This window comes from Corynebacterium hansenii (assembly GCF_030408795.1).
GTDB lineage: Bacteria > Actinomycetota > Actinomycetes > Mycobacteriales > Mycobacteriaceae > Corynebacterium > Corynebacterium hansenii.
The window spans coordinates 1,250,461-1,276,802 of record NZ_CP047211.1 but is presented as its reverse complement, the minus strand read 5'-3'; the positions used below and the strand labels follow the sequence as shown (position 1 = coordinate 1,276,802).

The 26,342-nt window shown below is 70.2% G+C and carries 28 protein-coding genes; 8 read left to right on the top strand and 20 right to left on the bottom strand.

The features are described from left to right. Window positions 1–46: 46 nt before the first annotated feature. A complete protein-coding gene (locus CHAN_RS05650) occupies window positions 47–1,279 on the bottom strand; it encodes a M50 family metallopeptidase (RefSeq protein ID WP_290292715.1) in 1,233 nt (410 codons plus the stop codon). Next, window positions 1,276–2,454 carry a 1-deoxy-D-xylulose-5-phosphate reductoisomerase gene (dxr, locus tag CHAN_RS05645; RefSeq protein WP_290292713.1) on the bottom strand — a complete coding sequence of 393 codons (1,179 nt, stop codon included), beginning with the start codon at window positions 2,452–2,454 and terminating at the stop codon, window positions 1,276–1,278. Before dxr ends, CHAN_RS05650 begins: the two co-directional genes overlap by 4 nt. A 139-nt stretch (window positions 2,455–2,593) precedes the next feature. Here dxr and CHAN_RS05640 point away from each other — a divergent pair, with 139 nt between their 5' ends. Beyond that, a complete protein-coding gene (locus CHAN_RS05640; protein WP_353959828.1) occupies window positions 2,594–3,067 on the top strand; it encodes a DUF2631 domain-containing protein in 474 nt (157 codons plus the stop codon). 67 nt (window positions 3,068–3,134) lie between these two features. Here the strand turns inward: CHAN_RS05640 and rlmN are convergent, their stop codons facing one another. Next, window positions 3,135–4,232: a dual-specificity RNA methyltransferase RlmN gene (rlmN, locus tag CHAN_RS05635; protein ID WP_290292710.1), complete on the bottom strand. Its 1,098-nt coding sequence runs from the start codon at window positions 4,230–4,232 to the stop codon at window positions 3,135–3,137. A gap of 66 nt (window positions 4,233–4,298) precedes the next feature. On the opposite strand from rlmN, the gene CHAN_RS05630 reads away from it, so the two are divergent. Then, on the top strand, window positions 4,299–4,706 hold the full coding sequence (locus CHAN_RS05630) for a LapA family protein (protein WP_290292707.1): 408 nt from the start codon (window positions 4,299–4,301) through the stop codon (window positions 4,704–4,706). A gap of 3 nt (window positions 4,707–4,709) precedes the next feature. Here CHAN_RS05630 and CHAN_RS05625 read toward each other — a convergent pair whose 3' ends face one another. The 5 genes from CHAN_RS05625 to rpsB all read right to left on the bottom strand — a co-directional run bounded on the left by CHAN_RS05625 (window position 4,710) and on the right by rpsB (window position 8,867). Continuing rightward, window positions 4,710–5,573, bottom strand: coding sequence for a phosphatidate cytidylyltransferase (locus CHAN_RS05625; RefSeq protein ID WP_048743996.1), 864 nt, complete (start codon window positions 5,571–5,573; stop codon window positions 4,710–4,712). A gap of 76 nt (window positions 5,574–5,649) precedes the next feature. Next, complete coding sequence (gene frr / locus CHAN_RS05620; RefSeq protein ID WP_290292706.1) at window positions 5,650–6,207, bottom strand: ribosome recycling factor; 558 nt, start codon at window positions 6,205–6,207, stop codon at window positions 5,650–5,652. Window positions 6,208–6,272: 65 nt separating this feature from the next. Further along, a complete protein-coding gene (pyrH, locus tag CHAN_RS05615) occupies window positions 6,273–7,010 on the bottom strand; it encodes a UMP kinase (protein WP_048743992.1) in 738 nt (245 codons plus the stop codon). A gap of 113 nt (window positions 7,011–7,123) precedes the next feature. Next, complete coding sequence (gene tsf / locus CHAN_RS05610; protein WP_048743990.1) at window positions 7,124–7,951, bottom strand: translation elongation factor Ts; 828 nt, start codon at window positions 7,949–7,951, stop codon at window positions 7,124–7,126. A 109-nt stretch (window positions 7,952–8,060) separates the two neighbouring features. Beyond that, window positions 8,061–8,867 carry a 30S ribosomal protein S2 gene (gene rpsB / locus CHAN_RS05605; RefSeq protein WP_290292702.1) on the bottom strand — a complete coding sequence of 269 codons (807 nt, stop codon included), beginning with the start codon at window positions 8,865–8,867 and terminating at the stop codon, window positions 8,061–8,063. 374 nt (window positions 8,868–9,241) lie between these two features. On the opposite strand from rpsB, the gene CHAN_RS05600 reads away from it, so the two are divergent. Beyond that, window positions 9,242–9,733, top strand: coding sequence for a murein hydrolase activator EnvC family protein (locus tag CHAN_RS05600; RefSeq protein WP_290292701.1), 492 nt, complete (start codon window positions 9,242–9,244; stop codon window positions 9,731–9,733). Here CHAN_RS05600 and CHAN_RS05595 read toward each other — a convergent pair. The 8 genes from CHAN_RS05595 to rplS all read right to left on the bottom strand — a co-directional run bounded on the left by CHAN_RS05595 (window position 9,730) and on the right by rplS (window position 16,356). After that, a complete protein-coding gene (locus CHAN_RS05595; RefSeq protein ID WP_290292699.1) occupies window positions 9,730–10,692 on the bottom strand; it encodes a tyrosine recombinase XerC in 963 nt (320 codons plus the stop codon). The genes CHAN_RS05600 and CHAN_RS05595 overlap by 4 nt on opposite strands. A 199-nt stretch (window positions 10,693–10,891) precedes the next feature. After that, complete coding sequence (gene dprA, locus CHAN_RS05590; protein ID WP_290292697.1) at window positions 10,892–12,028, bottom strand: DNA-processing protein DprA; 1,137 nt, start codon at window positions 12,026–12,028, stop codon at window positions 10,892–10,894. After that, window positions 12,025–13,566, bottom strand: coding sequence for a YifB family Mg chelatase-like AAA ATPase (locus tag CHAN_RS05585; protein WP_290292694.1), 1,542 nt, complete (start codon window positions 13,564–13,566; stop codon window positions 12,025–12,027). The genes dprA and CHAN_RS05585 overlap by 4 nt, the downstream gene beginning before the upstream one ends. Then, on the bottom strand, window positions 13,567–13,926 hold the full coding sequence (locus tag CHAN_RS05580; RefSeq protein ID WP_153251605.1) for a YraN family protein: 360 nt from the start codon (window positions 13,924–13,926) through the stop codon (window positions 13,567–13,569). Window positions 13,927–14,023: 97 nt separating this feature from the next. Next, a complete protein-coding gene (locus tag CHAN_RS05575) occupies window positions 14,024–14,329 on the bottom strand; it encodes a DUF2469 domain-containing protein (protein ID WP_046650144.1) in 306 nt (101 codons plus the stop codon). Window position 14,330: 1 nt separating this feature from the next. Further along, entirely contained in the window at window positions 14,331–15,077 is a 747-nt protein-coding gene (locus tag CHAN_RS05570; protein ID WP_290292686.1) for a ribonuclease HII, read from the bottom strand. After that, window positions 15,052–15,876, bottom strand: a complete 825-nt coding sequence (lepB, locus tag CHAN_RS05565; protein ID WP_048743978.1) for a signal peptidase I — start codon at window positions 15,874–15,876, stop codon at window positions 15,052–15,054. The genes CHAN_RS05570 and lepB overlap by 26 nt, the downstream gene beginning before the upstream one ends. Before the next feature lie 138 nt (window positions 15,877–16,014). Then, on the bottom strand, window positions 16,015–16,356 hold the full coding sequence (gene rplS, locus CHAN_RS05560) for a 50S ribosomal protein L19 (protein WP_048743977.1): 342 nt from the start codon (window positions 16,354–16,356) through the stop codon (window positions 16,015–16,017). A gap of 223 nt (window positions 16,357–16,579) precedes the next feature. Between rplS and CHAN_RS05555 the strand changes: the two genes are divergently transcribed. After that, window positions 16,580–17,563: a DUF1648 domain-containing protein gene (locus tag CHAN_RS05555; RefSeq protein ID WP_290292682.1), complete on the top strand. Its 984-nt coding sequence runs from the start codon at window positions 16,580–16,582 to the stop codon at window positions 17,561–17,563. A gap of 139 nt (window positions 17,564–17,702) precedes the next feature. Here the strand turns inward: CHAN_RS05555 and CHAN_RS05550 are convergent, their stop codons facing one another. Further along, complete coding sequence (locus CHAN_RS05550; protein WP_290292679.1) at window positions 17,703–19,208, bottom strand: HNH endonuclease signature motif containing protein; 1,506 nt, start codon at window positions 19,206–19,208, stop codon at window positions 17,703–17,705. Window positions 19,209–20,076: 868 nt separating this feature from the next. Between CHAN_RS05550 and CHAN_RS05545 the strand changes: the two genes are divergently transcribed. Next, complete coding sequence (locus CHAN_RS05545; protein ID WP_290292677.1) at window positions 20,077–20,598, top strand: hypothetical protein; 522 nt, start codon at window positions 20,077–20,079, stop codon at window positions 20,596–20,598. 6 nt (window positions 20,599–20,604) lie between these two features. On the opposite strand, the gene CHAN_RS05540 is transcribed toward CHAN_RS05545, so the two are convergent. Next, on the bottom strand, window positions 20,605–20,943 hold the full coding sequence (locus tag CHAN_RS05540; protein WP_290292675.1) for a hypothetical protein: 339 nt from the start codon (window positions 20,941–20,943) through the stop codon (window positions 20,605–20,607). A gap of 9 nt (window positions 20,944–20,952) precedes the next feature. Continuing rightward, on the bottom strand, window positions 20,953–23,241 hold the full coding sequence (locus CHAN_RS05535) for a Tex family protein (RefSeq protein WP_290292673.1): 2,289 nt from the start codon (window positions 23,239–23,241) through the stop codon (window positions 20,953–20,955). 154 nt (window positions 23,242–23,395) lie between these two features. Between CHAN_RS05535 and CHAN_RS05530 the strand changes: the two genes are divergently transcribed. Then, window positions 23,396–23,914 (top strand): DUF2938 domain-containing protein, encoded by a 519-nt coding sequence (locus CHAN_RS05530; protein ID WP_290292671.1) that lies wholly within the window; start codon window positions 23,396–23,398, stop codon window positions 23,912–23,914. On the opposite strand, the gene CHAN_RS05525 is transcribed toward CHAN_RS05530, so the two are convergent. Then, a complete protein-coding gene (locus CHAN_RS05525; protein ID WP_290292669.1) occupies window positions 23,861–24,442 on the bottom strand; it encodes a helix-turn-helix domain-containing protein in 582 nt (193 codons plus the stop codon). The genes CHAN_RS05530 and CHAN_RS05525 overlap by 54 nt on opposite strands. A 62-nt stretch (window positions 24,443–24,504) precedes the next feature. Between CHAN_RS05525 and CHAN_RS05520 the strand changes: the two genes are divergently transcribed. Next, complete coding sequence (locus CHAN_RS05520) at window positions 24,505–25,566, top strand: ATP-binding cassette domain-containing protein (protein ID WP_290292667.1); 1,062 nt, start codon at window positions 24,505–24,507, stop codon at window positions 25,564–25,566. After that, the gene (locus tag CHAN_RS05515) at window positions 25,563–26,336 is read left to right on the top strand and encodes a hypothetical protein (RefSeq protein WP_290292666.1); all 774 of its coding nucleotides are present in this window, start codon (window positions 25,563–25,565) and stop codon (window positions 26,334–26,336) included. Before CHAN_RS05520 ends, CHAN_RS05515 begins: the two co-directional genes overlap by 4 nt. Window positions 26,337–26,342: the final 6 nt, after the last annotated feature.

Sequence of the window (26,342 nt, the reverse complement as noted above, 5' to 3'; positions counted from 1 at the left end):
TCCTCATTCCTGGGTGTACCTGGATGTTGGGGTCTATTGAAGGACGTTAGCCGAAAAGCCGGATGGGGTTTACCACGTCGGCTGCGATGACTATCACGCCGAAGGTCAGCAGCACCGCGGTGAATGCGACGGTGATCGGCATGAGCTTCGTGTAATCGGCCGGGCCGAGCGCGGGCTTGCCGGCGAGGCGGCGTACGAGGTCGCGGAGCTTCTCGTAGACGACCACGGCGATGTGCCCGCCGTCCAGCGGAGGCAGCGGCACGAGGTTGAACAGCGCCAGGAAGAAGTTGAGGTTCGCGAGCATCATCAGGAACCCGCTCCACATGTCGTTCTCCACCATTTCGCCGCCGACGCGGCTGGCGCCGACGACGCTCATGGGGCTTTCCTGGTCGCGTTCGGCGCCGAAGATCGACGCGACGACGCCCGGCACCTTCGACGGGATGGACAGCAGGCCGTCCCACACGGCGCCGAACATGTCGCCGGTGAAGGCGAGCGCACCGGGCACGGCGGTCAGCGGCGTGAATTCGTTGAGGGTGTTCTGCGGCCGCTCGAACAGCACGCCGACGGCGGGCACCTTTCTGACGGTGCCATCGGAGGACCGGCGTTCGACGACTTCCGGCACCACGGAGATCGTTTCGGCCTTCCCCGCCCGCTCGACCGTGAACTCGATGGTCTCGCTTGACGACGAGCCGACCGCCTCGATGACCTCCGGGTAGGTCTTCACGGCCGTCCCGTTGACCGACGTGATCACGTCGCCGACCCGCAGTCCGGCGTCGCCGGCCGGCCCGGTGCCGGAGCACTCGGGCAGTGTGCCGTCGGCGTTCTGCGTGGCCGGGACGCACTGCGTCGCCTTGACGCGCGGCGAGAAGTCGGCGTTCATGTTCGGCAGGCCCCACGCCACGGCCACGATGTAGATGAGCAGCACGCCGACGATGAGGTTCATGACCACGCCGCCGGAGAGCACCGCGATGCGCTGCCACCACGGGCGGCGCCACATGGCGTGCTCCTCTTCATCCGGCTCCACGGGATCCTGGGCGGTCATGCCCGCGATGTCGCAGAACCCGCCCAGCGGCACGGCCTTGAGGCCGTACTCGGTCATGTGGCCGCCGGCCCCCTCGTGCTTCCGGCTCGTCGACCACACGGTCGGGCCGAAACCGATGAAGTAGCGGCGCACCCGCATGCCGCACATGCGGGCGGCCCGCATGTGGCCCCACTCGTGCAGCGCGATGGTCACCGCGATGCCGAGCGCGAAGAGAAGGACGCCCAGTAGAAAAGTCACCGCGCCAGCTTATCCGCCAACTCGGTGGACAGCGCCCTCGCCCGCCCCTCGACGTCGAGGACGTCGGCGACGTCGCGCGGCTCGGCGGCCGCGTCGACCGCGGCCAGGGTCTCCCCCACGACGTCGACGATGTGCGGGAAGGCGATGCGCCCGGCCAGGAACGCCTCCGCCGCCTCCTCGTTGGCGGCGTTGTACACCGCCGGGGTGCAGCCCCCGGCGGTCACGGACTCGCGGGCGAGCCGGACGGCGGGGAACACGTCGTCGTCAAGCGGTTCGAAGCGCCAGTCCATCGCATCGCGGAAGTCGAGCGCCGGCTGCGCGCCGGCGACGCGGTCCGGCCAGCCCAGCGCCAGGGCGATGGGCAGCTTCATCGACGGCGGCGACGCCTGCGCGATGGTCGCGCCATCGGCGAACGTGACCATGGAGTGGATGATCGACTGCGGGTGGACCGTGACGTCGATGCGGTCGGCGGGGATGCCGAACAGCAGGGACGCCTCGATGAGCTCCAGTCCCTTGTTGACCATCGACGCCGAGTTCAGGGTGTTCATCGGGCCCATCGACCACGTCGGGTGGGCGCCCGCCTGCTCGGGGGTCGCCGACATCAGCCGCTCGCGGGTCCACCCTCGGAAGGGGCCGCCGGACGCCGTGAGCACCAGGCGATCGACCTCGTCCATCGTCCCCGACCGCAGGCACTGCGCCATCGCGGAATGCTCGGAATCGACGGGGACCAGCTGCCCCGGCTCCGCCGCCCGCAGCACCAGCGAACCGCCGGCCACGAGCGACTCCTTGTTGGCCAGCGCCAGTCGCGCACCCGACTCCAGGGCCGCCAGCGTCGCGCCGAGGCCCATCGAGCCCACCAGCGCGTTGAGCACCACGTCCGCCCCGGTCTCGCGGACCAGGCGCTCCGCGGCATCGGGGCCGTGGATCACGGCCGGGTCGATCGACGCCGCCGCCCGCGGATCGGCGCACGCGACCCGATCGAACGACACGCCATGCGACTTCGCCTGCGCCGCCAGCAATTCCGGGTTCCCCCCGCCGGCGGCCAGCCCGACCACGGCAAACCGTTCCGGATTGTCGGCGATCACCTCCAGGGCCTGGGTGCCTATGGAACCGGTGCTTCCGAGAACGAGAATCCTGGTCTTCACTGGGGTATTGTTACACCCGATACTCAACATTCGCTGAGAGTGTGCCAAAATGCACGTAAACGGGATCGCCGACGGGAACGCCCCGGACACGAGCCCGGAAACACCGTGAGACCACGGTGCACGATCAGGCACCGCGGCGGCGAACGTAGGCGCAAACAGGAGGATTACCGTGGCCCAAGGACACAAGAAGGAAGAGATCTACAACGGCGTCAGCAACCTCGACGTCCCCGCCGCGAAGTGGGGTTGGAGCGCCCTCAGCGAGCGCTCCCTCCAGATCGCCGGCTGGGTTTCCGTGGCCTTCCTGATCGCGATGCTCTGGGGCAACCACCCCGGCAAGGTCGAGAACCTCTGGCTGATCGGCATCGCAGTCATTTTCGCCATCGGACTCCTGTGGCGCATGTTCTCGCCGAAGGGCAAGCAGGTCCGCACCGTCACCGCGCACAACAAGCCGGCCGGCCACGTCGAGCCGCTGTGGTCCCACGACCAGGTCAACGGCACCGGCGCCTACGCCGAGCTGAGCGAGTCCCAGATGCGCGCCTGGAACCACACCCCCGACACCTACGGCCCGAACCGGGCCCAGACCCCGGTGACCGGCGGCATGCCGTCCATCGACGAGGACAAGGGCAAGTCCCTCCGGTCCTGATCCCGCCGCAGGCCCCGGGACGACGACGCCCGCACCGTGTTCCCACGGTGCGGGCGTTCTCTCGTTTCTACGCTCCCTCGGCGGCGAGCTGCCCGCAGGCGGCGGCGATCTCGTTGCCGCGGGTGTCGCGGACCGTGCACGGAACGCCCTGCTCCCGGACGCGGCGGACGAACTCGTCCTGCCGGTCCTTCGGGGAGGCGTCCCACTTGGACCCCGGCGTCGGGTTGAGCGGGATGAGGTTGACGTGCACGCGCGAGCCGAGCGCCTTGTGCAGCTTCTTGCCCAGCAAGTCCGCGCGCCAGCCCTGGTCGTTGATGTCGCGGATGAGCGCGTACTCGATGGAGACGCGGCGGCCCGACTTGTCGGCGTAGTAGCGCGCGGCGTCGAGGACCTCGGCGACGCTGAAGCGGTTGTTGATGGGCACGAGCTCGTCGCGGAGCTCGTCGTCCGGCGTGTGCAGGCTCACCGCGAGCGTGACCGACATGTCCTCGTCGGCGAGCTTGCGGATCGCCGGCGCCAGGCCGACGGTCGACACCGTGACGTTGCGCTGCGAGATGCCGAATCCGTCCGGCACGGGGTCCGTGATGCGGCGCACCGCGGCGATGACCCGCTTGTAGTTGGCCAGCGGCTCGCCCATGCCCATGAACACGATGTTGGTCAGGCGGCCGCCCTCGTCGCGCATCGTGGCGGCGGCTTCGCGCACCTGGTCGATGATCTCGGCCGTCGACAGGTTGCGCTGCAGGCCGCCCTGGCCGGTGGCGCAGAACGGGCAGGCCATGCCGCAACCGGCCTGCGACGAGATGCACAGCGTCGCCCGGTCCGGGTACTTCATCAGCACCGATTCCAGAAGCGTGCCGTCGCCGGCCTTCCACAGGGTCTTCCGGGTTTCGCCGTCGTCGCAGGAAATGTGGCGCACCGGTTCCAGAAGCGGCGGGAACAGCGCGTCCCGGACCTTGCCGCGGGCGGCGGCGGGCAGGTCCGTCATGGTCTCCGGGTCCGCCTCGAGGCGGCCGTAGTAGTGCCGGGCGATCTGGTTGGCGCGGAACGCGGGCAGGCCGAGTTCCTTCACGGCCTCCTTGAGGGCCGGACCGTCGAGGTCCGCGAGATGGGTGCCGGGCATGCCGCGCCGGGGCGCTTTGAAGACGAGCGGGAGTTGCTTGGTCATGATGGCCCCATCATCGCACGCGGCTCCCCATGGCGGCGAACCGCGCGGCACGGTTGAATGGTGTACATGAATGAACACGATTACCCCGCCGCTTCCGGACGCCCCCGCGACGGGCGCCCCCTTCCCCCCGAGCAGACGCCGATGGAGCGTTACGACGACACGGCGGTAGAGCCCGCGCCCGTGACCGAAACGGCTCCCGAAACCGCTCCCCCGCGCGAGACGAAACCCGCCAAGCGCGGCGGCGCCGCCTCGAGCACGTGGGTCGCGCTCATCATCGGCGCGCTGCTGCTGATCCTGCTGCTGGTCTTCATCCTGCAGAACCAGCAGTCCGTCGAGCTCCACCTGTTCGCGTGGACGTGGAACTTCCCGCTGGGCGTCGGCCTGCTGCTGGCGTCGATCATCGGCGGCCTGATCATGGCCTGCGCCGGCATCTGGAAGATGTTCGAGATGAGGCGCCAGCTGAAGAACCGCTGACCGTCAGAGGCCGATGACGGACAGCAGCATCCACGTCATGGCGGCGGCGGGGAGCATGCCGTCGAGGCGGTCCATCAGGCCGCCGTGGCCCGGGATCATCGTGGACATGTCCTTGATGCCCAGGTCCCGTTTGAACTGGGATTCCACCAGGTCTCCGAGCGTCGCGGAGACCACGAGCAGAATGCCCAGGGCCAAACCGAACCACCACGGGGCGTCGAGAAGCAGCACCGCGCAGGCGACGCCCACCGCGGCACCGAAGGCGACCGAGCCGGCGAAGCCCTCCCAGGACTTCTTCGGGCTCACCGCCGGCGCCATCGGGTGCTTGCCGAAGAACACGCCGGCGATGTAGCCGCCGACGTCGTTGGCCACCACGCACAGCATGAAGGCGACGATCACCCACACGGGGTTCACGTCGCCCGGCGTGGGCATCCGCGCGAGGCTCGCGGCGAACGCGAGGCACAGCGGGATCCAGAGGATGACGAAGCACCCGACGCCGACGTCGCGGAGCCAATTGCGCGGGGCCTCGTTCGCCCCGTAGAGGAACAACCTGCTGACCAGCAGGGATATGAGGGTCGCCACCAGTCCCACCGCGATGCCCCGGACGCCCATCGGCCAGGACAGCCAGATCATCGACTGGCCGCCGAGGATCAGCACCGGGCGCGGCAGCATCCAATCCGACTCCCGCAGGCGCTGGGCGACCTCCCACGTCCCCAGCGCCGCGGCGCCGGCGACGAGCACGTACCAGGCCCACGGGCCCAGGAACAGCGAACCGATGACCAACGAGCCCAAAAACACGCCCATGGCGATGGCCACGGGCACGTTGCGCCCCGCGGAATTGCGGGGCTTGGGAAGGCGGAGCTCCTCCATGAGGCGCTCTGGATTCGGCGAGGGCACGTCAGCTCCGGTCGGTGGCAGGGTCTGGGACGGCGGGGCCAACGGGGTCCTAGACCTCCATCAGCTCGCTTTCCTTGCGCTCGACGAGCGAGTCGACCTGCTCGACGTACTTCTTGGTGACGGAGTCGAGCTCCTTCTCCGCGGTCTGGACCTCGTCCTCGCCCGCGTCACCGTCCTTCTGGATCTTCTTCAGCGACTCCATGCCCTTGCGGCGCACGTTGCGGATGGCGATCTTGGCGTCCTCGCCCTTGCCCTTGGCCATCTTGGCCATCTCGCGGCGGCGCTCCTCGGTCAGCTGCGGCACGGTGACGCGCAGGACGTGGCCGTCGTTGGTCGGGTTGACGCCCAGATCCGAGTTGCGGATGGCGTTTTCGATGTCCTGCATGACCGACGCCTCGTACGGCTTGATGATGAGCATCCGCGGCTCCGGCACCGAGATGGTGGCCATCTGGGTGATCGGGGTCGGCGCGCCGTAGTACTCGGCCATGACGCCGTTGAACATCGCGGGGTTCGCGCGTCCCGTGCGGATGTGGGTCAGCTCCTCGCGGCAGTGCTCCACGGAGTTGGCCATCTTCTCTTCTGCATCGAGCAGCGTCTCGTCGATCATCGTCGCCTCTTCTGTCTGGGACCTGTCGGACTCGTCCCTCGCGGATGTTACGGGTCTTTAATCTATCAGCTGCGGACCAGCGTGCCGATGTGCTCGCCCGCCACGGCGCGGGCGATGTTGCCGTCCGTGAGCAGATTGAACACGAGGATCGGCATGTCGTTGTCCATGCACAGCGAGAACGCCGTGGCGTCGGCGACGCGCAGCTCCCGCTCGATGACCTCGCGGTGGCTGATGTGGTCGAACAGCTCGGCGTCGGGGTTCTCGCGCGGATCGTCCGAGTAGACCCCGTCGACGCCCTTGGCCATGAGCAGCACCTCGCAGCCGATCTCCAGCGCGCGCTGGGCGGCGGTGGTGTCGGTGGAGAAGTACGGCATGCCCATGCCGGCGCCGAAGATGACCACGCGGCCCTTCTCCAGGTGGCGCTTGGCGCGCAGCGGCAGGTACGGCTCGGCGACCTGGGTCATCTGGATGGCCGTCTGCACGCGCGTCTCGACGCCCTGCTGCTCGAGGAAGTCCTGCAGCGCCAGGCAGTTCATGACGGTGCCGAGCATGCCCATGTAGTCCGAGCGGGCGCGGTCCATGCCGCGCTGCTGCAGCTGCGCGCCGCGGAAGAAGTTGCCGCCGCCGATGACCACGCACACCTCGGTCCCCGCCCGGGCGACCTCCGCGATCTGGCGGGCGACGTTCTCGACGACGTTGGGATCCACGCCCACCGAACCGCCGCCGAACATCTCACCGCCCAACTTCAGCATCACTCGCCGGAAACCGGTTCGGGTGTCCTTGTCGGAGGTGGTGTCGGTCATGGCCCTTCTTTCTGTGCGGGGTGGATCGGCTATCGGAAATGGTACACGCGCGAAGGGGCGGGCCCCGAACCGTTGAAGGTCCGGTGCCCGCCCCTCGCGCTCGCGCGTCGGCCCTAGTGCTGGCCGACCTCGAAGCGGGCGAAACCGGTCAGCGTGACGCCGGCCTCGTCCATGAGCTGCTTGACGGTCTTCTTGGAGTCGGCGACGGACGCCTGCTCCAGGAGGACGATGTCCTTGAAGAAGCCGTTGAGGCGGCCCTCGACGATCTTCGGGAGGGCGGCCTCGGGCTTGCCCTCCTCGCGGGTGATGTTCTCCAGGACGGCGCGCTCGGACTCGACGCGGTCCGCCGGGACATCATCGCGGGACAGGTACTGCGCCTTGAGGGCGGCGACCTGCATGGCGGCGACGTGGGCGGCCTGCTCGGCCTCCTCGCCGGAGCCCTCGTAGGCGACCAGCACGCCGACGCCGGCGGGCAGGTCGGCGGCACGGCGGTGCAGGTAGACGGCGACGTTGTCGCCCTCCAGCGTCACGGCGCGGCGCAGCTCGAGCTTCTCGCCGATCTTGGCGGACAGCTCGTGGGTGGCGTCGGCGGCGGACTGGCCGTCGAGGTCGGCGGCGGCGAGCTCCTCCGGGGAGTTGGCCTTGACCTTGGCGGCGGCCTCCGCGACCTTGTTGGCGAACTCGATGAACTCGGAGTTCTTGGCCACGAAGTCGGTCTCGGAGTTGACCTCGACCATGGTGTTGCCGGAGACGGCGACCAGGCCCTCGGCGGCGGTGCGCTCGGCGCGCTTGCCCACGTCCTTGGCGCCCTTGACGCGCAGGATCTCGACGGCCTTGTCGAAGTCGCCCTCGGTCTCGACCAGGGCGTCCTTGCAGGCCTTCATGCCGGAGCCGGTGAGCTCGCGGAGCTTCTTGACGTCGGCGGCGGTGAAATTCGCCATGTGCGGCGATCCTCCTTGGTGTCGTTTGTCGGATGGGCCGTCTGGTGCGGCCCGTGAGACTGTCCGTGCGGCCAGTCTCCCACATCGACGGTTTCCCGTCTCCGCGAAATTACTCGGCGGCCGGGGCCTCGGCCTGCTCGGCGGCGGGCGCCTCGGCCTGCTCGGCGGCCGGCGCCTCGGCCGGGGCGTCGCCGGCGGCCTCGCGGGAGGCGGCGACCTCGCGCTCGGCGCGGACGCGGCGGCCCTCCTCCACGGCGGAGGAGATGATGCGGGTCAGGACGGTGGCGGAGCGGATGGCGTCGTCGTTGCCCGGGATCGGGAAGTCGACGTCGTCCGGGTCGCAGTTGGTGTCCAGGATGGCGACGACCGGGATGCCCAGCTTCTTCGCCTCGGAGACCGCGATGTGCTCCTTGTTGGTGTCCACGATCCACAGGGCCGAGGGGACCTTGGCCATGTCGCGGATGCCGCCCAGGGTGCGCTCCAGCTTGGTGCGCTCGCGGGTCAGCATGAGGATTTCCTTCTTGGTGCGACCCTCGTAGCCGTTCTCGGCGGCGTCCATGGCCTGAAGCTCCTTCAGGCGGGACAGGCGCTTCGCGACGGTCTGGAAGTTGGTCAGCATGCCGCCGAGCCAACGGTGGTTGACGTAGGGCATGTCGACGCGCTCGGCCTCGTTCTGCACGGCCTCCTGGGCCTGCTTCTTGGTGCCGACGAAAAGGATGTTGCCGCCGTGGGCGACGGTCTCCTTGACGAACTCGTACGCCTCATCGATGTAGGTCAGCGTCTGCTGCAGGTCGATGATGTAGATGCCGTTGCGGTCGGTGAAGATGAAACGCTTCATCTTGGGGTTCCAGCGACGCGTCTGGTGTCCGAAGTGGACGCCGGCGTCGAGGAGTTCGCGCATGGAAACGACAGCCATGTGAATTCAGGGAAGGCCTCTCGTCCGGTCTGACTGGGACCGCGGCTGCTTCCCTTCCTCGCTTTCTGATTGATGTTCGGTTGAAGTCGCGTGCGGGTTTTCCCCGCACCCTGGCGCCGCGGGAACCTCGGCCACCTCCCGGTTTCCACCGGGCACCTGGCGACGTCGGCTGCGATGTGCGGCGCGCGTAGTCAGCGGCCCGGGTCGTCCGGGCACACTGCGGGAAGTAGCTTAGCGCAACGCCGCTGGTCGCGCCAATGCCGGCGCGGGGCGTTTCGGGCCGCTTTTCCACGGGGCCGGATCGATCCACAATCGGCCGTCCGGCACGGGCCCTTTTGCTTGACGACGGCCCGCCGCCCGGGTCATCTGGCCCCATGACCGCACCCCACCGCGAACTCGGCGTGCTGCTCGCCGCCCTGTGCGCGATCCTGCTCGCCGTGCCATGGGCGGCGGAGGCCTCCGGCATTTCCCCGGTGGCGCACGCGAAACCCGTCGACGGCGGCGTCGTCGTGCCTTATGACCCGCCCGCGGAGCGCTGGCTGCCGGGCCACCGGGGCGTCGACCTGGCGGCGCCGGTCGGGGCTCCGGTGCGGGCCTCGGGCGATGGGGTGGTGCATTTCGCCGGCATGGTCGCGTCGACGCCGACGGTGTCCGTGATGCACGCCGACGGGATCCGCACGACGTACCAGCCCGTGCGCTGGTCGGTCCGGCGCGGCGACCGGGTGTCGCGCGGCACCGTGATCGGGACGCTGGAGGCAGGCCCCGACCCCGGCCTGCATTGGGGCGCGCTGCGGGGGCGGGACTACCTCAACCCCCTGGACCTGCTGGCGCGGCGGCCGATCGTGCTGAAACCGCCGGTGGTTTAGGCCCGCGGGTGCGCCTTGCGGTGCGCCTCGCGGAGCCGATCCGTGGAGACGTGCGTGTAGATCTGCGTGGTGCCCAGCGAACTGTGGCCGAGCATCTCCTGGACCACGCGCAGATCGGCGCCTCCCTCGACCATGTGCGTGGCGGCGGAGTGGCGCAGCCCGTGCGGCGACATGTCCACGCCGGCGGCCTTGGTCCGCGCGTGCACGATGCGGCGGGCCTGGCGGGGGTCCAGCCGGCCGCCCCGGACGCCGAGGAACAGGGCCGGGTTCGCCTTCCCCTCGGCGAGCAGTTGCGCGCGGGCGCCGATCCATTCCTCCAGCGCGCGGGCGGCGGGTTCGCCGAAGGGCACGGTGCGCTGCTTGTCGCCCTTGCCCGTGACGGTGAGCGTGGCGCGGCCGAGATCGACGTCGCCGACGTCCAGGGCGCACAGTTCGCCGACGCGGATGCCCGCGGCGTAGAGGAGTTCGATCATGGCGCGGTCGCGGATCTCCGCCGGCGCGGGCTCTCCCCCGTCGCCGTCGAAACCCTCAAGCATCGCGTCGGCCTGCTCGACGGTGAGGATCTCCGGAAGGTGCCGGTGCGGCCGGGGGCCGGTGACGCGGGCGGCGGGGTCGGCGTCGAGGAGCCCCGCGGACACCGCCCACGCGCCGAAGCGGCGGATGGAGGTGACCGCCCTGGCCAGCGAGGTGCGCGCCGCCCCCGCCCGGTGCCGGGCGCCGAGGTGGGCGCGGATGACGCGCACGTCGAGTTCGGAGATGTCGCCGATGCCCGCAAGCAGCGGCGCGAGGTCGGCGCGGTAGGCGCGGATGGTGCGCGGCGCGAGGCCGCGGACGTGCTCGAGGTGGTCGAGGAAGTCGCCCAGCGCGGCGTCGAGGTTGGGCGAAAGAGGCGACGACGACCCCCGGCAGTCCGCGTTATCCGCGGGCCCTCCGGAAGCCGTCGTCGGTGCCTCACCCATGATGCAAAACCATACCCCGGTGAGCCGGATGGTCGCCGCGACCCCTGAAGACACGGCGCCAGTTTCCGGCCCGCCGTTGGCGGGAAGATTGGCCGTTACCAGCCCGTATCGGCCAATCCCTTAGGCTTGCCTGACCTATCTTACGTAGGGGAACGGAAAAAGCAACCCCCCATTTTCCAATGGCCTATCCCCTGCCGTTTTAGCGGCCCGCGCGCCGCCACGCGCTGCCTTCGCGCACCACCAAACCCTTTCCCTCGAGGGCGAGCAACAGGTGCATGGTCAACGGCAGCGTCAGCCCCGCCTCACCCGCGATGGCGGCGGTGTCCGAGCCTCCGGCGCCCGGCGTCGGCGTGGCGTCGTAGACCCGCAGCTCGTTGCGCCCGAGCGACTGCACCGGATTCGCCGCCCAGTCCAGCTCCAGCTGCGCGTCTTCGTCGACGGACCCCACCCCGCGATACAGCGCGAGCACGTGGTCGGGCCCGGTGACCAGCACCGCGTCGCCTTCCCGGATGGCGTCGTGGCAGCCCGTCGACGACGCCGACGTCGCCGGCCCCGGCACTGCCCCCACGGGCCGGTTCATGTGCCGTGCCCACGCCGCCGTGTTGCGGGCCCCCGACCGCCACCCCGCCTCCACGAGCACCGTCGCCCCCGTCAGCCCCGCCACGAGCCGGTTGCGGGTCAGGAACCGGTGGCGCGCCGGCCTGACGCCCGGCGGGTACTCCGTGACGATGGCCCCTCCCCCGTCCCCGACCCTCCGGAACAGATCGACGTGCGCCGCCGGGTAGTCCACGCCGGGCCCGCAGGCCGCCACGACGACGGTCCGCCCGCCGACTTCCAGCGCCGTCCGGTGCGCCACCGCGTCGATGCCCAGCGCCCCGCCGCTGACCACCGTCGCCCCCGCCCGCGCCACGCCGGCGGCCAGGCGCTCGGTCATGCGCACGCCGTAGGAGGTCGCGGCCCTTGTGCCGACCATCGCGACCGAGTCGTCGACCAGCCCGGCCAGCCCGCTCCCGCGCACCCACAGCGCATGCGGCGGCGCGGCTTCGGGCCCGGGGGCGGTGGACCCCAGGAAATGCTGGATGGCGTCGACGGGCCATTCGTCGTCATCCGGGGCGACCAACCGGAACCCGTGGCGGGCGGCGATGTCCAGGTCCTCGGCGGACCGATCCACGTGATGGCGGGATTCCGTCGCCCCCGCCAGTTCCCGCGGCAGGCCCGCGCGCCGTTTGATCCGCTCGGCGGCCTCCTCTGGGCCGACTTGCCCCAGCAGCTCATTCAACGCCGGGTGCGGCCCCTCCACCGTCCGCGCCAGATACGCCCACGCCCGGCGCGTCATGCCGCCGCCTCCCCGTCCACGGGCGCATGCAGGTCGCAGGCGGTGGCCACGTCCTCCAGGGTCGGCCGGTCGCGTTCCCCCAGGTCCGCCAGCGTCCACGCGACCCGCAGCGCCCTGTCGACGCCGCGTTGGGTGACGGTGCGCTCCGCCAGCCGGCATTCCAGGTACGCCATGCCCGCGTCGTCGGCCGGCGCGCGCCTGCGCAGCACTGGCCCAGGCACCGCCGAGTTGGCCACGGCCCCCTCGACGCCCATCGCCTCCCAGCGGGCCCGCCCCCGCTGCCTGGCGGCGATGACGCGTTCGCGGATCGCCGCCGATTCCTCCCCCGGCTCGGGCCGCACCACCGAGTGCCGCGGGTGGATGGACAGCTGCACGTCGATGCGGTCGCGCAAAGGACCCGACACCGCCGCCATGTGCCTGCGCCGCACGCCCGGCGCGCAGATGCACTCCTCGGGTTCGGCGGCGCCGCACGGGCAGGGGTTGGCGGCCATCACCAGCTGCACGCGGCACGGGTAGCGCACCTGGTGCCGCGACCTCAGCAGCGTCACCTCGCCGCGTTCCAGCGGCGTGCGCAGCGCGTCGAGCACCCGCGCCGGCATGAGCGTGACCTCGTCGAGGAACAGCACCCCTCCGTGGGCCATGCTCATCGCCCCCGGGCGCGGCATGCCGGATCCCCCTCCCAGCAGCGACGCCGCGCTCACCGTGTGGTGCGGCGCCACGAACGGCGGGTGCGCGATCAGGCCGCCGTCGTGCGCGCCCATCCGCCCCGACACCGAATGCACCGCCGTGACCTCCAGCGCCTCGGACTCCGCCAGCGGCGGGAGTATCCCCGGCAGCCGCGCGGCGAGCATCGACTTGCCCGTCCCCGGCGGGCCCGACAGGAACAGATGGTGCCCGCCGGCGGCGACGACCTCGAGCGCCCGCCGCGCATCCTCCTGGCCGTGGATGTCCCGCATGTCCGGCTGGTCCCGCTTGACGACGCCCCGCGGCTCCCCGTCCGCCGCATCCACGCCTTCCCCCGTCAGCGCCCATCGCCACAGCTGAGCCAGAGTGGACACCCCGCCCACGGCGATTCCCCCGACCAGTGCGGCTTCCCCGAGGTTGCCCGTCGGCACCACCACCCACCGCAGCCCCGCATCCCGCGCGGCCATGACCGCCGGCAGGATCCCCTGGACCGGCCGCACCGCACCGTCGAGACCGACCTCGCCGAGCAGCGCGGTCCGCTCGAGCCTGCCGCGCGCCTCGTCTTCCGCGTCGAGCCCGGCCGACAGCACCGCGCACACGATGGCCAGGTCGAACGCGGACCCGTGCTTGCGCAGGCTCGCCGGAGACATAGAGACCACCACCTTCGTCCGCGGCCACGTCAGCCCCGAGTTCACGGCCGCGGTGCGCACCCGGTCCCTGGCCTCGGCCACCGCCGCATCGCCCAGCCCGCCGATGTGCATGCCCGGCAGTCCCCGCCCGACGTCGGCCTCCACCTCCACGACGACCCCGTCCAGTCCCTGCAGCGCCACCGACAGCGCACGCCCGACGCTCATCTACGCCACATCCCGGAACCACTGGATCGCCAGGTCCCCGGGAACCGGGACGACGTCGACGACGTCGAAACGCACGTGGTCGCAGGTTCTGCCGGTCTCGCGCAACCACCGGGCGACGCCCCTGCGCAGCGAGCGCATCTTCGCCGGCGTCACCGCCTCCAGTCCCCCGCCCATCATCGGCGTCGAGCGGGTCTTGACCTCCACCACGACCACCGCGTCGCCGTCGGCGAAAACGGCGTCGAGTTCATCCCTGCCCACCCGGATGTTCGCCCCGATGAGCTCCATCCCCCGCCCGGCCAGATATGCCATCGCTGCGACCTCGCCTTCGTGGCCGAGGTCCCGATTCGTCTTTTCGTTCACGCCCCGACCATGCGGCGGCGGGCACGGAAAAGCCCGCCGGCGGGTGCGCCGGCGGGCGGGATCCGTGGATGGATCGGGGCCTGTGGATGAACGGTTCCTACTCGGGAAGCCGCAGGTCGGGTTTGTCCAGCTCCTCGATGTTGACGTCCTTGAAGGTGATCACGCGGACGTACCTCACGAACCGCGCGGGACGGTACATGTCCCACACCCATGCGTCGGACATCCGCAGCTCGAAGTACACCTCGCCGCCGGAGTTGTGCGGGATCAGCTCCACGGCGTTGGCCAGGTAGAAGCGGCGCTCCGTCTCCACGACGTAGGCGAACTGGCTGACCACGTCGCGGTATTCCTTGTAGAGGGACAGCTCGACTTCGGCCTCGTAGTTGTCCAGATCTTCGGCGCTCACGTCAGCGTCTCCCCTCGGTTGCGGTTCGGTCTTCCATTGCGTCTGTCCTGCGGTGGCGACGGTGCGCCGCCGCCACGTTGGCGTAGCTTCTCCGGTGTTCCCGGCTCGCGCCGAGCAGCTCCACCGCGGCCATGTGCGCGGCGGTGCCGTAGCCCTTGTGGGCCGCCAGGCCGTAGCCCGGCAATTGCTCGTCGAGGTCAAACATAATGCGGTCCCTGGTCACTTTGGCGACGACACTCGCGGCGGCGATGCATCGGGCCGCCGCGTCGCCCCCGATCATCGGCAGGTGGGGCGCCGGCAGGCCGGGCACCTTCATCGCGTCGGTGAGCACGTACCCGGCCGGGGCATCGAGCTTTTCGACGGCCCTCCGCATCCCCGAAACGTTCGCGTGCTGGATGCCCAGCGCGTCGATCTCCGCTGCGGGGATGACGACGGTGGACACGGCCGTCGCAAAGCGATGGATCAGCGGGAACAGGCGCTCGCGGGCCGCCGGCGACAGCGCCTTCGAATCGGTCAGGGCGGCGAGCTCCGGGATCGTGCGGCGCGGCAGGATGCACGCCGCGATGACGATCGGCCCCGCGCACGCGCCCCGGCCCGCCTCGTCGACGCCGGCGACCGGCCCGAACCCGCGGGAGTCCAGCGCGACCTCGAACATCCGGTCCTGCGCGAGCCTGCGCAGCGCCGGTCGCGGCAGGTCGTCGAGCAGCGCGGGACGGTCGGCGCTACTTGCCCTGGATGTCCGGGTCATCGACGCCGCCGATGCGGCTGAACGGCAGGATGATCGCCTGGACCTTGCCCACCACGTTGGCCACCGGCACGGAGCCCTGGAACTCGTCGCCGAGGTGGTAGCGGGAGTCGAGGGAGTTGGTGCGGTTGTCGCCCATCATCCACAGGTGATCGGCCGGGATGGTGACGGGGCCGAAGAAGGGGCCGCCGCACGCCTCCGAGCCCGTGGTCGGGTCGATCGGGTTCTGCGGCGGGGCCAGGGTGAAGGATTCGTCGACGAGCTTGCCGTCGACCATGATCCCGGGGTCGCCCTCACGACACTGCACCGTCTGGCCGCCGGTCGCGATGACGCGCTTGACCAGTGCGTTTTCATTCGGCGCGACGACGCCGATCCAGCTGCCCAGCGTCTGCAGCGAATTGACCACCGGGTTCGGGGAGCGGTGGTTGACGAACGAGTCGTCCCACGACGGCGGGCCGTTGAACACCAGGACGTCGCCCGGCTCCGGGTCGGAGAACCGGTAGCTCAGCTTGTCCACCCAGATCCGGTCGCCAGTGCAGCCCTGGCAGCCGTGCAGCGTCGGCTCCATCGACTCCGAGGGGATCAGGTACACGCGGCCCACGAACGTCTGCACGCCCACGGAAATCAGCAGCGCGATGACGATGATGATCGGGATCTCGATGAACCACGGCGTCTGCCGCTTCTCTTCCCCTTCGTCGGCCTCGGTCACGGCCTCGGGTTCGCGTTCGCGGGGCCGGGGCTCGTCCTCGCGGCGCCCCGAAGGCCTCCAGGTCCGCCCGGTGGTGGCTTCGTCCTCGCTCATGCCCACGAACTATACGCGCCGCACCGGAGGGGGCCGCGTTGCCGCGCGCGAAACGCCGACGGCGCCGGGCCCACCGTCGGGGTGGGACCGGCGCCGTCGCAAAGCGAAACGGAGCAGGAGCGAAAAGGCTCCGGGCGCTTAGCGCTTCTCCTTGATGCGGGCGGCCTTGCCGCGCAGGTTGCGCAGGTAGTACAGCTTGGCGCGACGGACGTCACCGCGGAACACGACGTTGATGGAGTCGATGTTCGGGGAGTGGACCGGGAAGGTGCGCTCGACGCCGATGCCGAACGAGATCTTGCGGACGGTGAAGGTCTCGCGGATGCCGCCGCCCTGGCGGCGGATCACGACGCCCTTGAACATCTGGATGCGCTCGGTCTTGCCCTCGACGATCTTCACGTTGACCTCGACCGTGTCACCGGCGCGGAAGTCGGGAATGTCGTCGCGGAGCGACGCGGCATCAACCTTGTCGAGAATGTTCATGGAATTGGTTTCCTATCTACTGTGCTGGACAGAGGACCCTGGCGGCTCTTCCCCTCGGGGCGCTCGGCCGGTTCGTGCCCGAAACATGATCAGCCGTCGCGACGGACGCCGTTTCCCCGTGGCGGGGGCGGTGAACCCGCGATCAACCGGCACAGTATGCCACGAACCGCAGGTCGGGGCCAAATCCCGCCCGGTTGGCGGAGGTTCGGGCATCGTGTGGGACATGGATCGCTTTACGACGCCCCGACGTGGTGCCCCGGCCGGCCGATGGGAACCGATCGGGTTGGCGGGTTTCGTGGCCGCGCCCGTGCTCGCCGTGGCCGCCGCCGTCGGATGGGCGCTGTCCGTGCGGGGTGAGCTGCCGGATCGGATCGCAGTGCATTTCGGCGCCGGCGGCGAGGCCGATGGTTTCGGCGGGTTGGCGGGGATACTTGCCGTCCTGGTCGTGGTGACGCTGCCGATGGTGCTGTTCTTCGGTTTGTTCGGGTCGTGGCGGCGGCATCCGCGGATCATGCGCCGCAGCCTCGGCCCCGGGGCGCCGGTGTTCGCCGGTTTCATGGCGGGAATCGTTCCGGACACGTTGGCGCCGCAGTTGGGGCTCGCGTCGGCGGAAGGCACGGTGATCGGTTCCGCGTGGATGATCATCGGCACGTTCGCCGGACTGGTCGTCGGCGCGGTGACCGCCCGGTTGATTCCGCCGGCGCCGGCCTCCACCGCCGATTCGGCCCCCGATCCGTCGCTCCTCCGCGGTCCCCGCAGCGAACCGGTGCGGACGGTGACGTCGACGGGGATGAAGATCTTCGTGGTCATGTGGCTGGTCGGCGCGGTGGCGTCGTTGCTGTTGTCCACGGCGTTGTTCCTGATTCTCTTGCTCAGCACCTTTTATCTCGCGCAGACGTATGCCGTGCGCCTGCGGGTGGATGATGATGCGGTGCGGTTCCGCGCGTTGCTCGGCGAGACCATTCCCCTGGACACGATCACCGCCGCGCGCCCCGCCACGTACGACTGGGGCGATTCGGGAGGCGTCGGCATTCGGACGGTGTCGTTCCCCGGCACGCGTGGCAAGCGAGTCGCCGTAGCGTCGCGGTCGGGCGAGGCGCTCGACATCGACACCACCGGCACCAGTTGGACGTTCGTCGTCCCCGACGGAACCGCCGAGGCCCTGGCCGGCGATATCAACGCTCGCCTGGACCGACTGCACGGGTAGTCCGCCTTCTTGTCGCCCTGGGACGGCCAGGTTAAGCGTCTCCTTCAAAACGGCACCATCAAAGCGCCACCGCCACAAGGGAGCCATTCGAACGGCCCCTTCAAGTGGCTCCACCAGCACGGCACCGTCAAGCGCCTCATCAAAACGGCACCGTCGGGTCCGGCCCCAACGGCCGCGGCGCCTGAGGCGCCGAGTCCAGGTCATCGTCGCCCAGGCCCGGCCACCCATCATCGGTCGCATCGACCACCGCCTGCGCATCCGCCGCGATCACCGGGTCCGGTGAATTCAACGGCCCGGCAACGAACTCCGCCATGTCACGCTCATACTTCGCGGTTTGTCGGGCGTGTTCCCGCAAGGCCGCATCAACCTCGGCTTGGTCCATCGCCTCCCGCGCTTGGGTTTCGGCCCGCATGCGCTTGTCGTTGTTGGCGCGGATGGTCTTCGCCAGCCTGGTGGCCCGCTGATCGAAGGTCTGTCGTTTGATGTGGGCGATCGGGCCATGCGGCACCGTCGTCGCCTGGGTTTCGCCGGTGTGGTCGCTCCACGTCACCGACGCGTCGTCGTGCATCACCGCATGCCAGTGGCGGGAGGTCTTGAGGTTGTGGTGGTGCTGGCACAGGCACTGCAGGTTCCACGTCGCCGTCGCACCCAGGCCATTGGCCGCGTTGCCGGCGACGAACCCATCGGCACGCTCATGGTCGTGGCTGCAGCCGCCATGGTCGCCGTGACCGTGGCCTGCGGTGTTGAACAGCGGGTTATCCACCATCGCGGCGTGGTCGAGGTTGGGGTCGTAGTTGACGACATGATCGATCTGGCACTTATCCGCCGGCACCGAACACCCCGGAAACCTGCACCCACCATCCCGGCCCCGCACCCTGGCCTTCTGCGCCTCGGTGGGCACATACCCACCAGTGACCGAATCGGATGAGAGGCGTACTGAGCTCGCGCGTTCCAACCACTGCTTCGTGACGTACCTCGGCAACCACCCGGCACCGTCCAACCACAACCGAAGCTCCCCCTCATCGGTGACCGCACCATCGGCGTAGACGTTGAGGGTGACGTTCGCGCCACCATGGTCTCCCCGGCACAGGTGCATGAGCGCATCGGCGAGGGTGCAGGTCTCGCCGGCGTTGAGTTTGGTGTCGCGGATGGCGCGGACGGTGGCGTCGAACTCGGCCAGCCGGTCCTTGCGCAACACCACCTCCACGCACCCGTGATCACCGGGTGCGTCGTGGTCGGCGACGTACCCCTCCGAGGCCGGTTGTTCTTCTTCGTCGTCGGGTGGGGTGGAGATCGGTTCGATGTCCTCGACGATGCGGGCCAGGTGCCGGGCGAAGACCCTGATGCCGGGAAGCGCCTGGAAGTCCCGCCGGGGCGTGAGGTACTCCAGGAACCGGGTTTCTACTTCCGGGAGGTGGTCGTCGGTGACGGCGATGATGGCGGCGGCGATTTTCACCAGGTGCCCCATCGGCACCACACCGCCAGTACAGAAGTCGCGGATGCGGGGCATGCGGTGGAGCATCACCCCGACGTCGCAGTACTGCATCGCCCGCACCTTGCCCGCCCCGATGCGGGTGGCGATGGCCGCGGCGTGGGAATCGACGTCCGTGCCACCGTCGGGTGTGCAGGCAATCGCCATGTCCACCTCGGCGATGTTGCGGCCGCGCGCGAGGCAGGCCAACGCGTCGTCTGCGCGTTCGGTGACCCACCTCTTCCGCGGCGGGGCCTCCTGCTCGTCTGACCGATGCGGCCGGGGCTCCGGTTCGGCAGGCTTATGCGGCGATGGCTCTTGCTGGCCGCAGTCCCCGCTATCCCGATCGACCTGATCGGGGTGGTCTACGTGGCCGGGTGCGTCCCGCCCACCGTTGTCGGGTGGGTGGGTGTGGTGGTTGCGGTGGTGGTCCGGACAGTTGTGCTCATCGTCGCTTGCATCGGATGGAACATGGTCGAAAGCCATGTCGATTCCCCCACGGTGGCGAAAAGAAACTGGAACTGCAACGTCAACGGGAAACCCTCAAGATCCCCCTGCGGAAGCCGGCCCATTATCCCCATCCCGCTTCACCACAGATGATACACGTGTTCGACCGATATCGCTCGAACATTGCGTCACGTTTTCGCTTCTTTTCGCACCATCGGACACTTTCACACCAGGCAGGGTGGCGCGCAAGAGGCTCGCACGTATAGCCGACTAATGGCTGACTGGCGGTTGCTGGGGGGTGTGGGTGTGTGTCGCCCGCACGGAGGGCGGCGCGGGTGCCCGCATGAATGACCGGACGGCACATAGGGCCATGTGGCGTTTCACCAGGAATTCAATGACCGGGCAACCGACGGGACCGCGGGACGATCGCCCGGCCGAGGGGAAAAATGGGAAATCACCACGCAACGGGCCGCTCAATGGGCGCGGCGGGCCGTCGTCAAGCGGGACGCGAGGCACAACTCCGACCGCATGCAGGCGCAACCCCGTCCAACCACTTCCGATGGCGAGTGACCCTCGCCACATATATTGTATTGCCATGAGAAACGCATTGCACACCAAAAGCACCCGGACGAAGGCCCTCGCGATGACGGCGGCGGCGACGCTGACCCTCGGGCTCGCAGCCTGCGGAAACGTCGGCACCGACAAGCAGGCCGACGACGCCGCGACGACGGAAACCGCGACTACCGAAACCTCGGCGGCCGACGCCCCGAAGAACACGGCCCCTAAGAGCGCAAGCGAAACCCCTGCCGCCCCCACCGGCGAAGGCATCGTCGAAACCAAGGGCTCGACGACCGTGACCATCGGCCCGAGCAAGAACCCCAAGCTCAACGAGCCGCTGAAGGTCACGTGGAACTCGGAGGGCCACTCGGACTGCGGGACCATCGTGGTGCTGAGGACCCCCGACGGCCTGATGCTCCAGTTCAACCCGAACGCCGGCTGCACCGGCGAGTTCACCGAGTCGATGGACGAAAGCCTCGGCAGCAAGGCCGGCACGTGGACGCTGATGCTGAAGGGCACGCCCGACGGCGATTTCGAGATCCCCTTCGACGTCAGCTGACCGGGCTCACGCGCCCCCGACGGTCGTCCCGTACCAACCGGCGCCCTCGGGCAGCGCACCGGCCAGGGCCTTCGTGATCGCCCGCTCGGCCTCCACTCCGGACCTGCCGCCGGACGACCGCACGCGGATGAGGTGGATCTCCTCGACCGTCGGCGGCGACTCATGCGCGGCCATGTGCTGGTCGAGGAGCATGTTGTCCTCCTCGCAATAATTGCGCTGGACCCGCACCCCGACCTCGTCGGCGCGCAGGCCCAGGTCGGCCAGCGCGGACCGCATCCGCTTTTCGACGGCCGGCCACGCCGCGGGATCGGCCAGCGCAGTCAAGTGAGTGGTGAAGGTTCCCATGGGGCGAGGCTACGCCCCGAAGCCGGCCCTCTTCAGGGCATCCGCCATGGAGCCGCCGCCGGAGTTGCCGCCCTTGCGCTGCGCGCCCCGGTTGCCGCGATTGCCGCGCTTTCCCGACGCTCCCCGGTTCCGGCCGCCCCGCTCCGGCTTGGCGCCCGGCTCGTCGTCGAGGCGCAGCGACAGGCCGATGCGCTGGCGGTCGACGTCGACGTCCATGACCTTCACCTTGACCACCTCGCCGGACTTGACCACCTCGTGCGGGTCGGACACGTAGCCCTTGCTCATGGCGGAGACATGGACCAGGCCATCCTGGTGCACGCCGACGTCGACGAACGCGCCGAACGCCGCGACGTTGGTGACCGTGCCCTCGAGGATCATGCCCGGGGTCAAGTCGGAGACCTTTTCCACGCCCTCCTTGAAGCTGGCCGTCCGGAACTCGGGGCGCGGGTCGCGGCCGGGCTTGTCCAGCTCGGCGATGATGTCGGTGACGGTCGGCACGCCGACGCCCGCCGCCTCGTCGACGAAGTCGCGCGGGTCCAGCGACGACAGGACGCGGGAGTTGCCGATCAGCTCCGCCACGCCCAGGCCCGTCGCCTCGGCGATGCGGTCGACGACGCCATAGGACTCGGGGTGCACCGCCGACGCATCGAGCGGGTTGGCCGCCCCGCGGACGCGGAGGAAGCCCGCGCACTGCTCGAAGGCCTTCGGGCCCAGGCGCGGCACCTTCAGCAGCTCGCGGCGAGACGCGAAGGCGCCGTTGTCGTCGCGGTAGGCGACGATGTTCTCCGCCACCGTCGAGCTCACGCCGGCGACGCGGCCCAGCAGCGGGGCCGACGCGGTGTTGACCTCCACGCCCACGGCGTTCACCGCGTCCTCCACGACCGCGTCGAGCGAGTGTGCCAGCTTCGTCTGCGAGACGTCGTGCTGGTACTGGCCGACGCCGATCGACTTGGGGTCGATCTTCACCAGCTCGGCCAGCGGGTCCTGCAGGCGGCGGGCGATGGAGACCGCGCCGCGCAGCGACACGTCCATGTCGGGGAACTCCGCCGCGGCCAGAGCGGACGCCGAGTACACCGACGCGCCGGACTCGGACACGGTGACGGGCTCGGGCCGCGCTCCCCCGGCCTTGACCAGGAGGTCGACGACCTCGCGAGCCAGCTGGTCCGTTTCGCGCGATGCCGTGCCGTTGCCCACGGCCATGAGTTCGACGCGGTGGGTGGCGCACAGGGTGGCCAGGGCGTCGCGGGCGGCGTCCCACTTGTTCTGCGGCTGGTGCGGGTAGACGATCGCGGTGTCCAGCACCTTGCCCGTGCCGTCGACGACGGCGCACTTGACGCCGTTGCGGAAGCCCGGGTCGAGACCCAGTGTCGCGCGCTGCCCGGCCGGGGCGGCGAGCAGCAGATCGCGCAGGTTCCGGGCGAAGACCTCCACGGCCTCGGCCTCGGCGCGCTCCTTCAGGCGCATGCGGGCGTCCAGCGCCGCGGAGACCTCCAGCTTGGTGCGCCAGCCGAAGCGGATGGCCTGGTCGATCCACTCGGATTCGGGCAGGTCGAACGCGCGGCGGACCATGCCCTCGTAGACGGCGTCGTCGCCGGCGTCGATGCCCAGCTGCAGGATGCCCTCGGATTCGCCGCGCAGCACCGCCAGGACGCGGTGGCCCGGCATGGTCTCCAGAGGTTCGGTGTGCTCGAAGTAGTCGCGGTACTTCGCGCCGGCCTGCTCCTTGCCCTCGACGACGCTCGCCACCGCCGATCCCGTGGACCACACGCGCTCGCGGACCTCGCCCACCAGGTCGGCGTCGGTGGAGAACGACTCGACGAGGATCGCCCGGGCGCCGTTCAGCGCGTCCTTCGGCTCGGCGAAGCCCTCGGTGACGTACCCGGCGGCGATCTGCGACGGGTCGGCGGACGGCGAGGACAGCAGCTCGTCGAGAAGCCCGTCCAGCCCGGCCTCGCGCGCGATGTCGGCCTTGGTGCGGCGCTTCTTCTTGAACGGCAGGTAGAGGTCCTCCAGCCGCGCCTTGGTGTCGCAGGCCAGGATCAGGGCGCGCAGGTCGTCGGTGAGCTTCCCCTGCTCCTCGATGGCCTTGAGCACCGCGGTCTTGCGGTCCTCGAGTTCACGCAGGTAGGTCAGCCGTTCCTCGATGGTGCGCAGCTGGCCGTCGTCGAGGCCGCCTGTGGCCTCCTTGCGGTAGCGGGCGATGAAGGGCACGGTGTTGCCCTCGTCGAGGAGCTTCACGGCGGTGGCGACGTGCGCCTGATCCACCCCGAGTTCGCGGGCGATGGTGGTCTCGATCATTCCGGCGAGTGTAGTGGCCCGGGTGGGTTGGCTTGACGACGGCCCGCCGCGGCGCGGGAAGCGGCGTATTTGCCATTTCGGCAAGTTCTGTTGCGGCGATTTCAATGCCGCGTTCATAGTTGTGCTCCAGACCACTTCCCCCGAAAGGAGCCCCATGTCCCCCACCCGCTCGCAGCTGCTGCGCGCCGTCGCCATCGGCGCCGGCGCCACGGCGCTCATGGACGTCACCGCCGAAATCCTCCGCCGGACCCGAGGCACCCGTTCCCTCGACTACGGCCTGGTCGGACGGTGGATCGGCCACATGCCGTCGGGTACGTTCGCCCACCGGCCGATCATGGCCGCCGAGCCCGTGCCCGGCGAACGACCGCTCGGCTGGGCCGCCCACTACGGAATCGGAATCGGGTTCGCCGCCGCCCTGGTGGCGCTGAAGCCGGATTGGGTCGACCGGCCGACGCTCGCGCCGGCGCTGGCGATGGGCGTGGGCACCGTCGCCGCGCCGTGGCTGCTGATGCAGCCGGCGTTCGGCATGGGCGTGGCCGCCGCCAAGACGCCCGACCCGGCGAAGGCGCGGATGGGCAGCCTGCGCGCGCACGCCACCTACGGCGCCGGATTGTGGCTGTCAGCCAAGCTTCTCCGGATCGGTCAGGTGGACGCGCTGCCCCTGAAGTCCTAGCAGACTCAGCACCTCGACCGGGCCGTCGCCGGTGGAGCCGAACCAGTGCGCGGCCCTGGTGTCGAACTCCGCCGCCTGGCCCGGCTCCAGTTCGACGTCGTGCTCGCCGACGATCAGGCGCAGCGTTCCGGAGAGCACGTAGAGCCACTCCCGCCCTTCGTGGCGGCACGGGCGCGGGGTGGACCGGGAGGCGGGCAGGATCATCTTCAGCGCCTGATGCGGGCCGGGGACGTGGGTCAACGGCACCACGGTGATGCCGTTGCGGCGGACGGGGCGGGCATGCACGCGCGGGTCCCCCACCGGCGGGGCGCCGACGAGGTCGTCGAGAGGAAGCCCGTAGACGCCGGACAGGGCCAGCAGAAGCTCCAGCGTGGGCCTGCGGCCGCCGGATTCGAGGCGCGACAGCGTCGACCCCGATATCCCCGTCATCTCCGAAACGTCGCCGAGCGTCAATTGCCGCGCGCGCCGCGCGGAGCGAAGCCGTTCCCCGACACCATCGAGGACCTCGCCGATCCGGCCGTCGTCCATGGAGCAAGGGTACCGGACGCGTCGTCGGCACAAGTGCGAGTTGTGCTAGCGTTAATGGCACTATGAACTTCACCGGGGTACACGTCGCGCTGGGGGCGCTGGTCGCCCTGCAGATCCTCTTGATCGCGGCCGCGCTGATCGTGCTCGCCCGCACGCCCGCCGACCGGATCAAACTCCTTTCGAAGCCCGTCTGGGTCCCGGTCATCCTCCTCGCCAACGGCATCGGGCCGATCGTCTTCTTCGCCGTCGGGCGGGAACGGGCCGGCCGGTCGGCGCCCGCGACCACGGCCCCTGCGACGGGCGACCTGCTGGAGAAGTACGGCGCGGCAGTCGGGCCTGGGACCGCCATCTCCTTCGACGGCGTGCGCAAAACCTACGGCGACCACGTGGTCCTCGACGGCGTGACGCTGGAGGTCCCGCACGGTTCCGTCTTCGGATTCCTCGGTCCGAACGGATCGGGCAAAACGACGGCCCTGAGGATCCTCATGGGCCTCTCTCGCGCGGACGCGGGCGTCGTCACGCTCGACGGGAAGGTCGGGTACCTGCCCGACGTCCCCGCCTTCGACCCGTGGGCGACCCCCGCGGAGTACCTGCGCCTGTCGGCGCGCCTGGAGGGTTACCGCGGCGGCGAGCTCGACTCGCGCGTCGGCGAAGCGCTGGCGCTGTCGGGGCTGGCCGCCGTGGACCGTCCCGTGTCCGGGCTGTCGCGCGGCATGCGGCAGCGGCTCGGCATCGCGCAGGCGCTGATCGCCACGCCCGGCATCGTCGTCCTCGATGAACCGACGTCCGCCCTCGACCCGATCTCGCGCCGCGAGGTCCTCGACGTCATCGCCTCGCTGCGCGGGCGGGCGACGGTGTTCTTTTCCACGCACTCGATGGCCGACGTCGAGGCCGTCTGCGACCGCGCGGCGTTCCTGGGGCGGGGGCGGATCCTCGCCGCCGGGACGCTGCCGGAGCTCGTCGAGGAGTACGGCGACCCCGGCCGGGTGACCGCGACATTCCGCGCCCCCGACGCCGGCGCCGCCGCGCGCGCACTCGAGGCGGCGGGCTGCACCGACGTGGCCACGTCCACCGGAGGCGCACTCGACGACGCCTTCGCAAACGCGATGGGAGGCGCCCGATGACCCCCTCGACCATCTTCGTCCTGCTCGGCCGGCAATTCCGGGCCCTGCGCGCCTCGTGGGCGACGTGGGCGCTCGCCGCCGCGGCGGTGTTCTTCGCCCTCGTGGCACCGGTCACCGCGCGCTACCTGCGGGAGATCCTCGGTGGAGTGCTCGGCGGTTCCGGCGGGGAGGTCCCCATCGACGTCGGCGCCCTGCCGGATCCGTCCGTCGCCGACGCCTGGGCGCAGTGGGCGTCGAATCTGTCGCAGGTCATCGTCGTGATCGTGGCCATCGTCGCCGCCTCCGCGATATCCGCCGACGTCTCCCGCGGCACCGCGGTGCCCCTGCTCGCCCGCCCCGTGACGCGGGCCGGGCTGTGGGGCACCGCCTTCGCGGCGGTGTGCGCGGTCGTCGCCGCCGTCGCCGTCATCTCCACGGCCGTCATGATCGGCGTCACCGCCCTGCTTTTCGACGATCTCGCAGCGGCCGATCTCCGCGCCCCGATCGGCGGTTCGGCGGCGTGGCTGTTCTTCGCCGCCTCCCTCGTCGCCGTGACCATGGCTGCGTCCGGCGCCGGGGCCACCGCCCTGGGCGCGACCGCCGCCGGCATCGGCTATTTCGCGCTGACGGCGGCGGCGGGATTGTCGCCCGCGCTGGTCGAGTGGGGGCCGTCGGGGCTGCTCATGGCGACCGCGGGCAAGGCGGGGACCGGGGCGTTCGCGGTCACGGCCGCCATCGCCGCGGCGGCCATCGCCATCGGGATCGCCGCTTTCCGGCGGCGGGAGTTGTAGGGCGCG

Bases quoted from the DNA above. Each gene is read 5' to 3' on its own strand.
- dxr (WP_290292713.1), bottom strand. From the start codon at position 2,454: ATGTTGAGTATCGGGTGTAACAATACCCCAGTGAAGACCAGGATTCTC.
- rlmN (WP_290292710.1), bottom strand. From the start codon at position 4,232: ATGACCAAGCAACTCCCGCTCGTCTTCAAAGCGCCCCGGCGCGGCATG.
- CHAN_RS05630 (WP_290292707.1), top strand. From the start codon at position 4,299: ATGAATGAACACGATTACCCCGCCGCTTCCGGACGCCCCCGCGACGGG.
- CHAN_RS05625 (WP_048743996.1), bottom strand. From the start codon at position 5,573: ATGGAGGAGCTCCGCCTTCCCAAGCCCCGCAATTCCGCGGGGCGCAAC.
- frr (WP_290292706.1), bottom strand. From the start codon at position 6,207: ATGATCGACGAGACGCTGCTCGATGCAGAAGAGAAGATGGCCAACTCC.
- pyrH (WP_048743992.1), bottom strand. From the start codon at position 7,010: ATGACCGACACCACCTCCGACAAGGACACCCGAACCGGTTTCCGGCGA.
- tsf (WP_048743990.1), bottom strand. From the start codon at position 7,951: ATGGCGAATTTCACCGCCGCCGACGTCAAGAAGCTCCGCGAGCTCACC.
- rpsB (WP_290292702.1), bottom strand. From the start codon at position 8,867: ATGGCTGTCGTTTCCATGCGCGAACTCCTCGACGCCGGCGTCCACTTC.
- CHAN_RS05600 (WP_290292701.1), top strand. From the start codon at position 9,242: ATGACCGCACCCCACCGCGAACTCGGCGTGCTGCTCGCCGCCCTGTGC.
- CHAN_RS05595 (WP_290292699.1), bottom strand. From the start codon at position 10,692: ATGGGTGAGGCACCGACGACGGCTTCCGGAGGGCCCGCGGATAACGCG.
- dprA (WP_290292697.1), bottom strand. From the start codon at position 12,028: ATGACGCGCCGGGCGTGGGCGTATCTGGCGCGGACGGTGGAGGGGCCG.
- CHAN_RS05585 (WP_290292694.1), bottom strand. From the start codon at position 13,566: ATGAGCGTCGGGCGTGCGCTGTCGGTGGCGCTGCAGGGACTGGACGGG.
- CHAN_RS05570 (WP_290292686.1), bottom strand. From the start codon at position 15,077: ATGACCCGGACATCCAGGGCAAGTAGCGCCGACCGTCCCGCGCTGCTC.
- lepB (WP_048743978.1), bottom strand. From the start codon at position 15,876: ATGAGCGAGGACGAAGCCACCACCGGGCGGACCTGGAGGCCTTCGGGG.
- rplS (WP_048743977.1), bottom strand. From the start codon at position 16,356: ATGAACATTCTCGACAAGGTTGATGCCGCGTCGCTCCGCGACGACATT.
- CHAN_RS05555 (WP_290292682.1), top strand. From the start codon at position 16,580: ATGGATCGCTTTACGACGCCCCGACGTGGTGCCCCGGCCGGCCGATGG.
- CHAN_RS05545 (WP_290292677.1), top strand. From the start codon at position 20,077: ATGAGAAACGCATTGCACACCAAAAGCACCCGGACGAAGGCCCTCGCG.
- CHAN_RS05540 (WP_290292675.1), bottom strand. From the start codon at position 20,943: ATGGGAACCTTCACCACTCACTTGACTGCGCTGGCCGATCCCGCGGCG.
- CHAN_RS05535 (WP_290292673.1), bottom strand. From the start codon at position 23,241: ATGATCGAGACCACCATCGCCCGCGAACTCGGGGTGGATCAGGCGCAC.
- CHAN_RS05530 (WP_290292671.1), top strand. From the start codon at position 23,396: ATGTCCCCCACCCGCTCGCAGCTGCTGCGCGCCGTCGCCATCGGCGCC.
- CHAN_RS05525 (WP_290292669.1), bottom strand. From the start codon at position 24,442: ATGGACGACGGCCGGATCGGCGAGGTCCTCGATGGTGTCGGGGAACGG.
- CHAN_RS05520 (WP_290292667.1), top strand. From the start codon at position 24,505: ATGAACTTCACCGGGGTACACGTCGCGCTGGGGGCGCTGGTCGCCCTG.
- CHAN_RS05515 (WP_290292666.1), top strand. From the start codon at position 25,563: ATGACCCCCTCGACCATCTTCGTCCTGCTCGGCCGGCAATTCCGGGCC.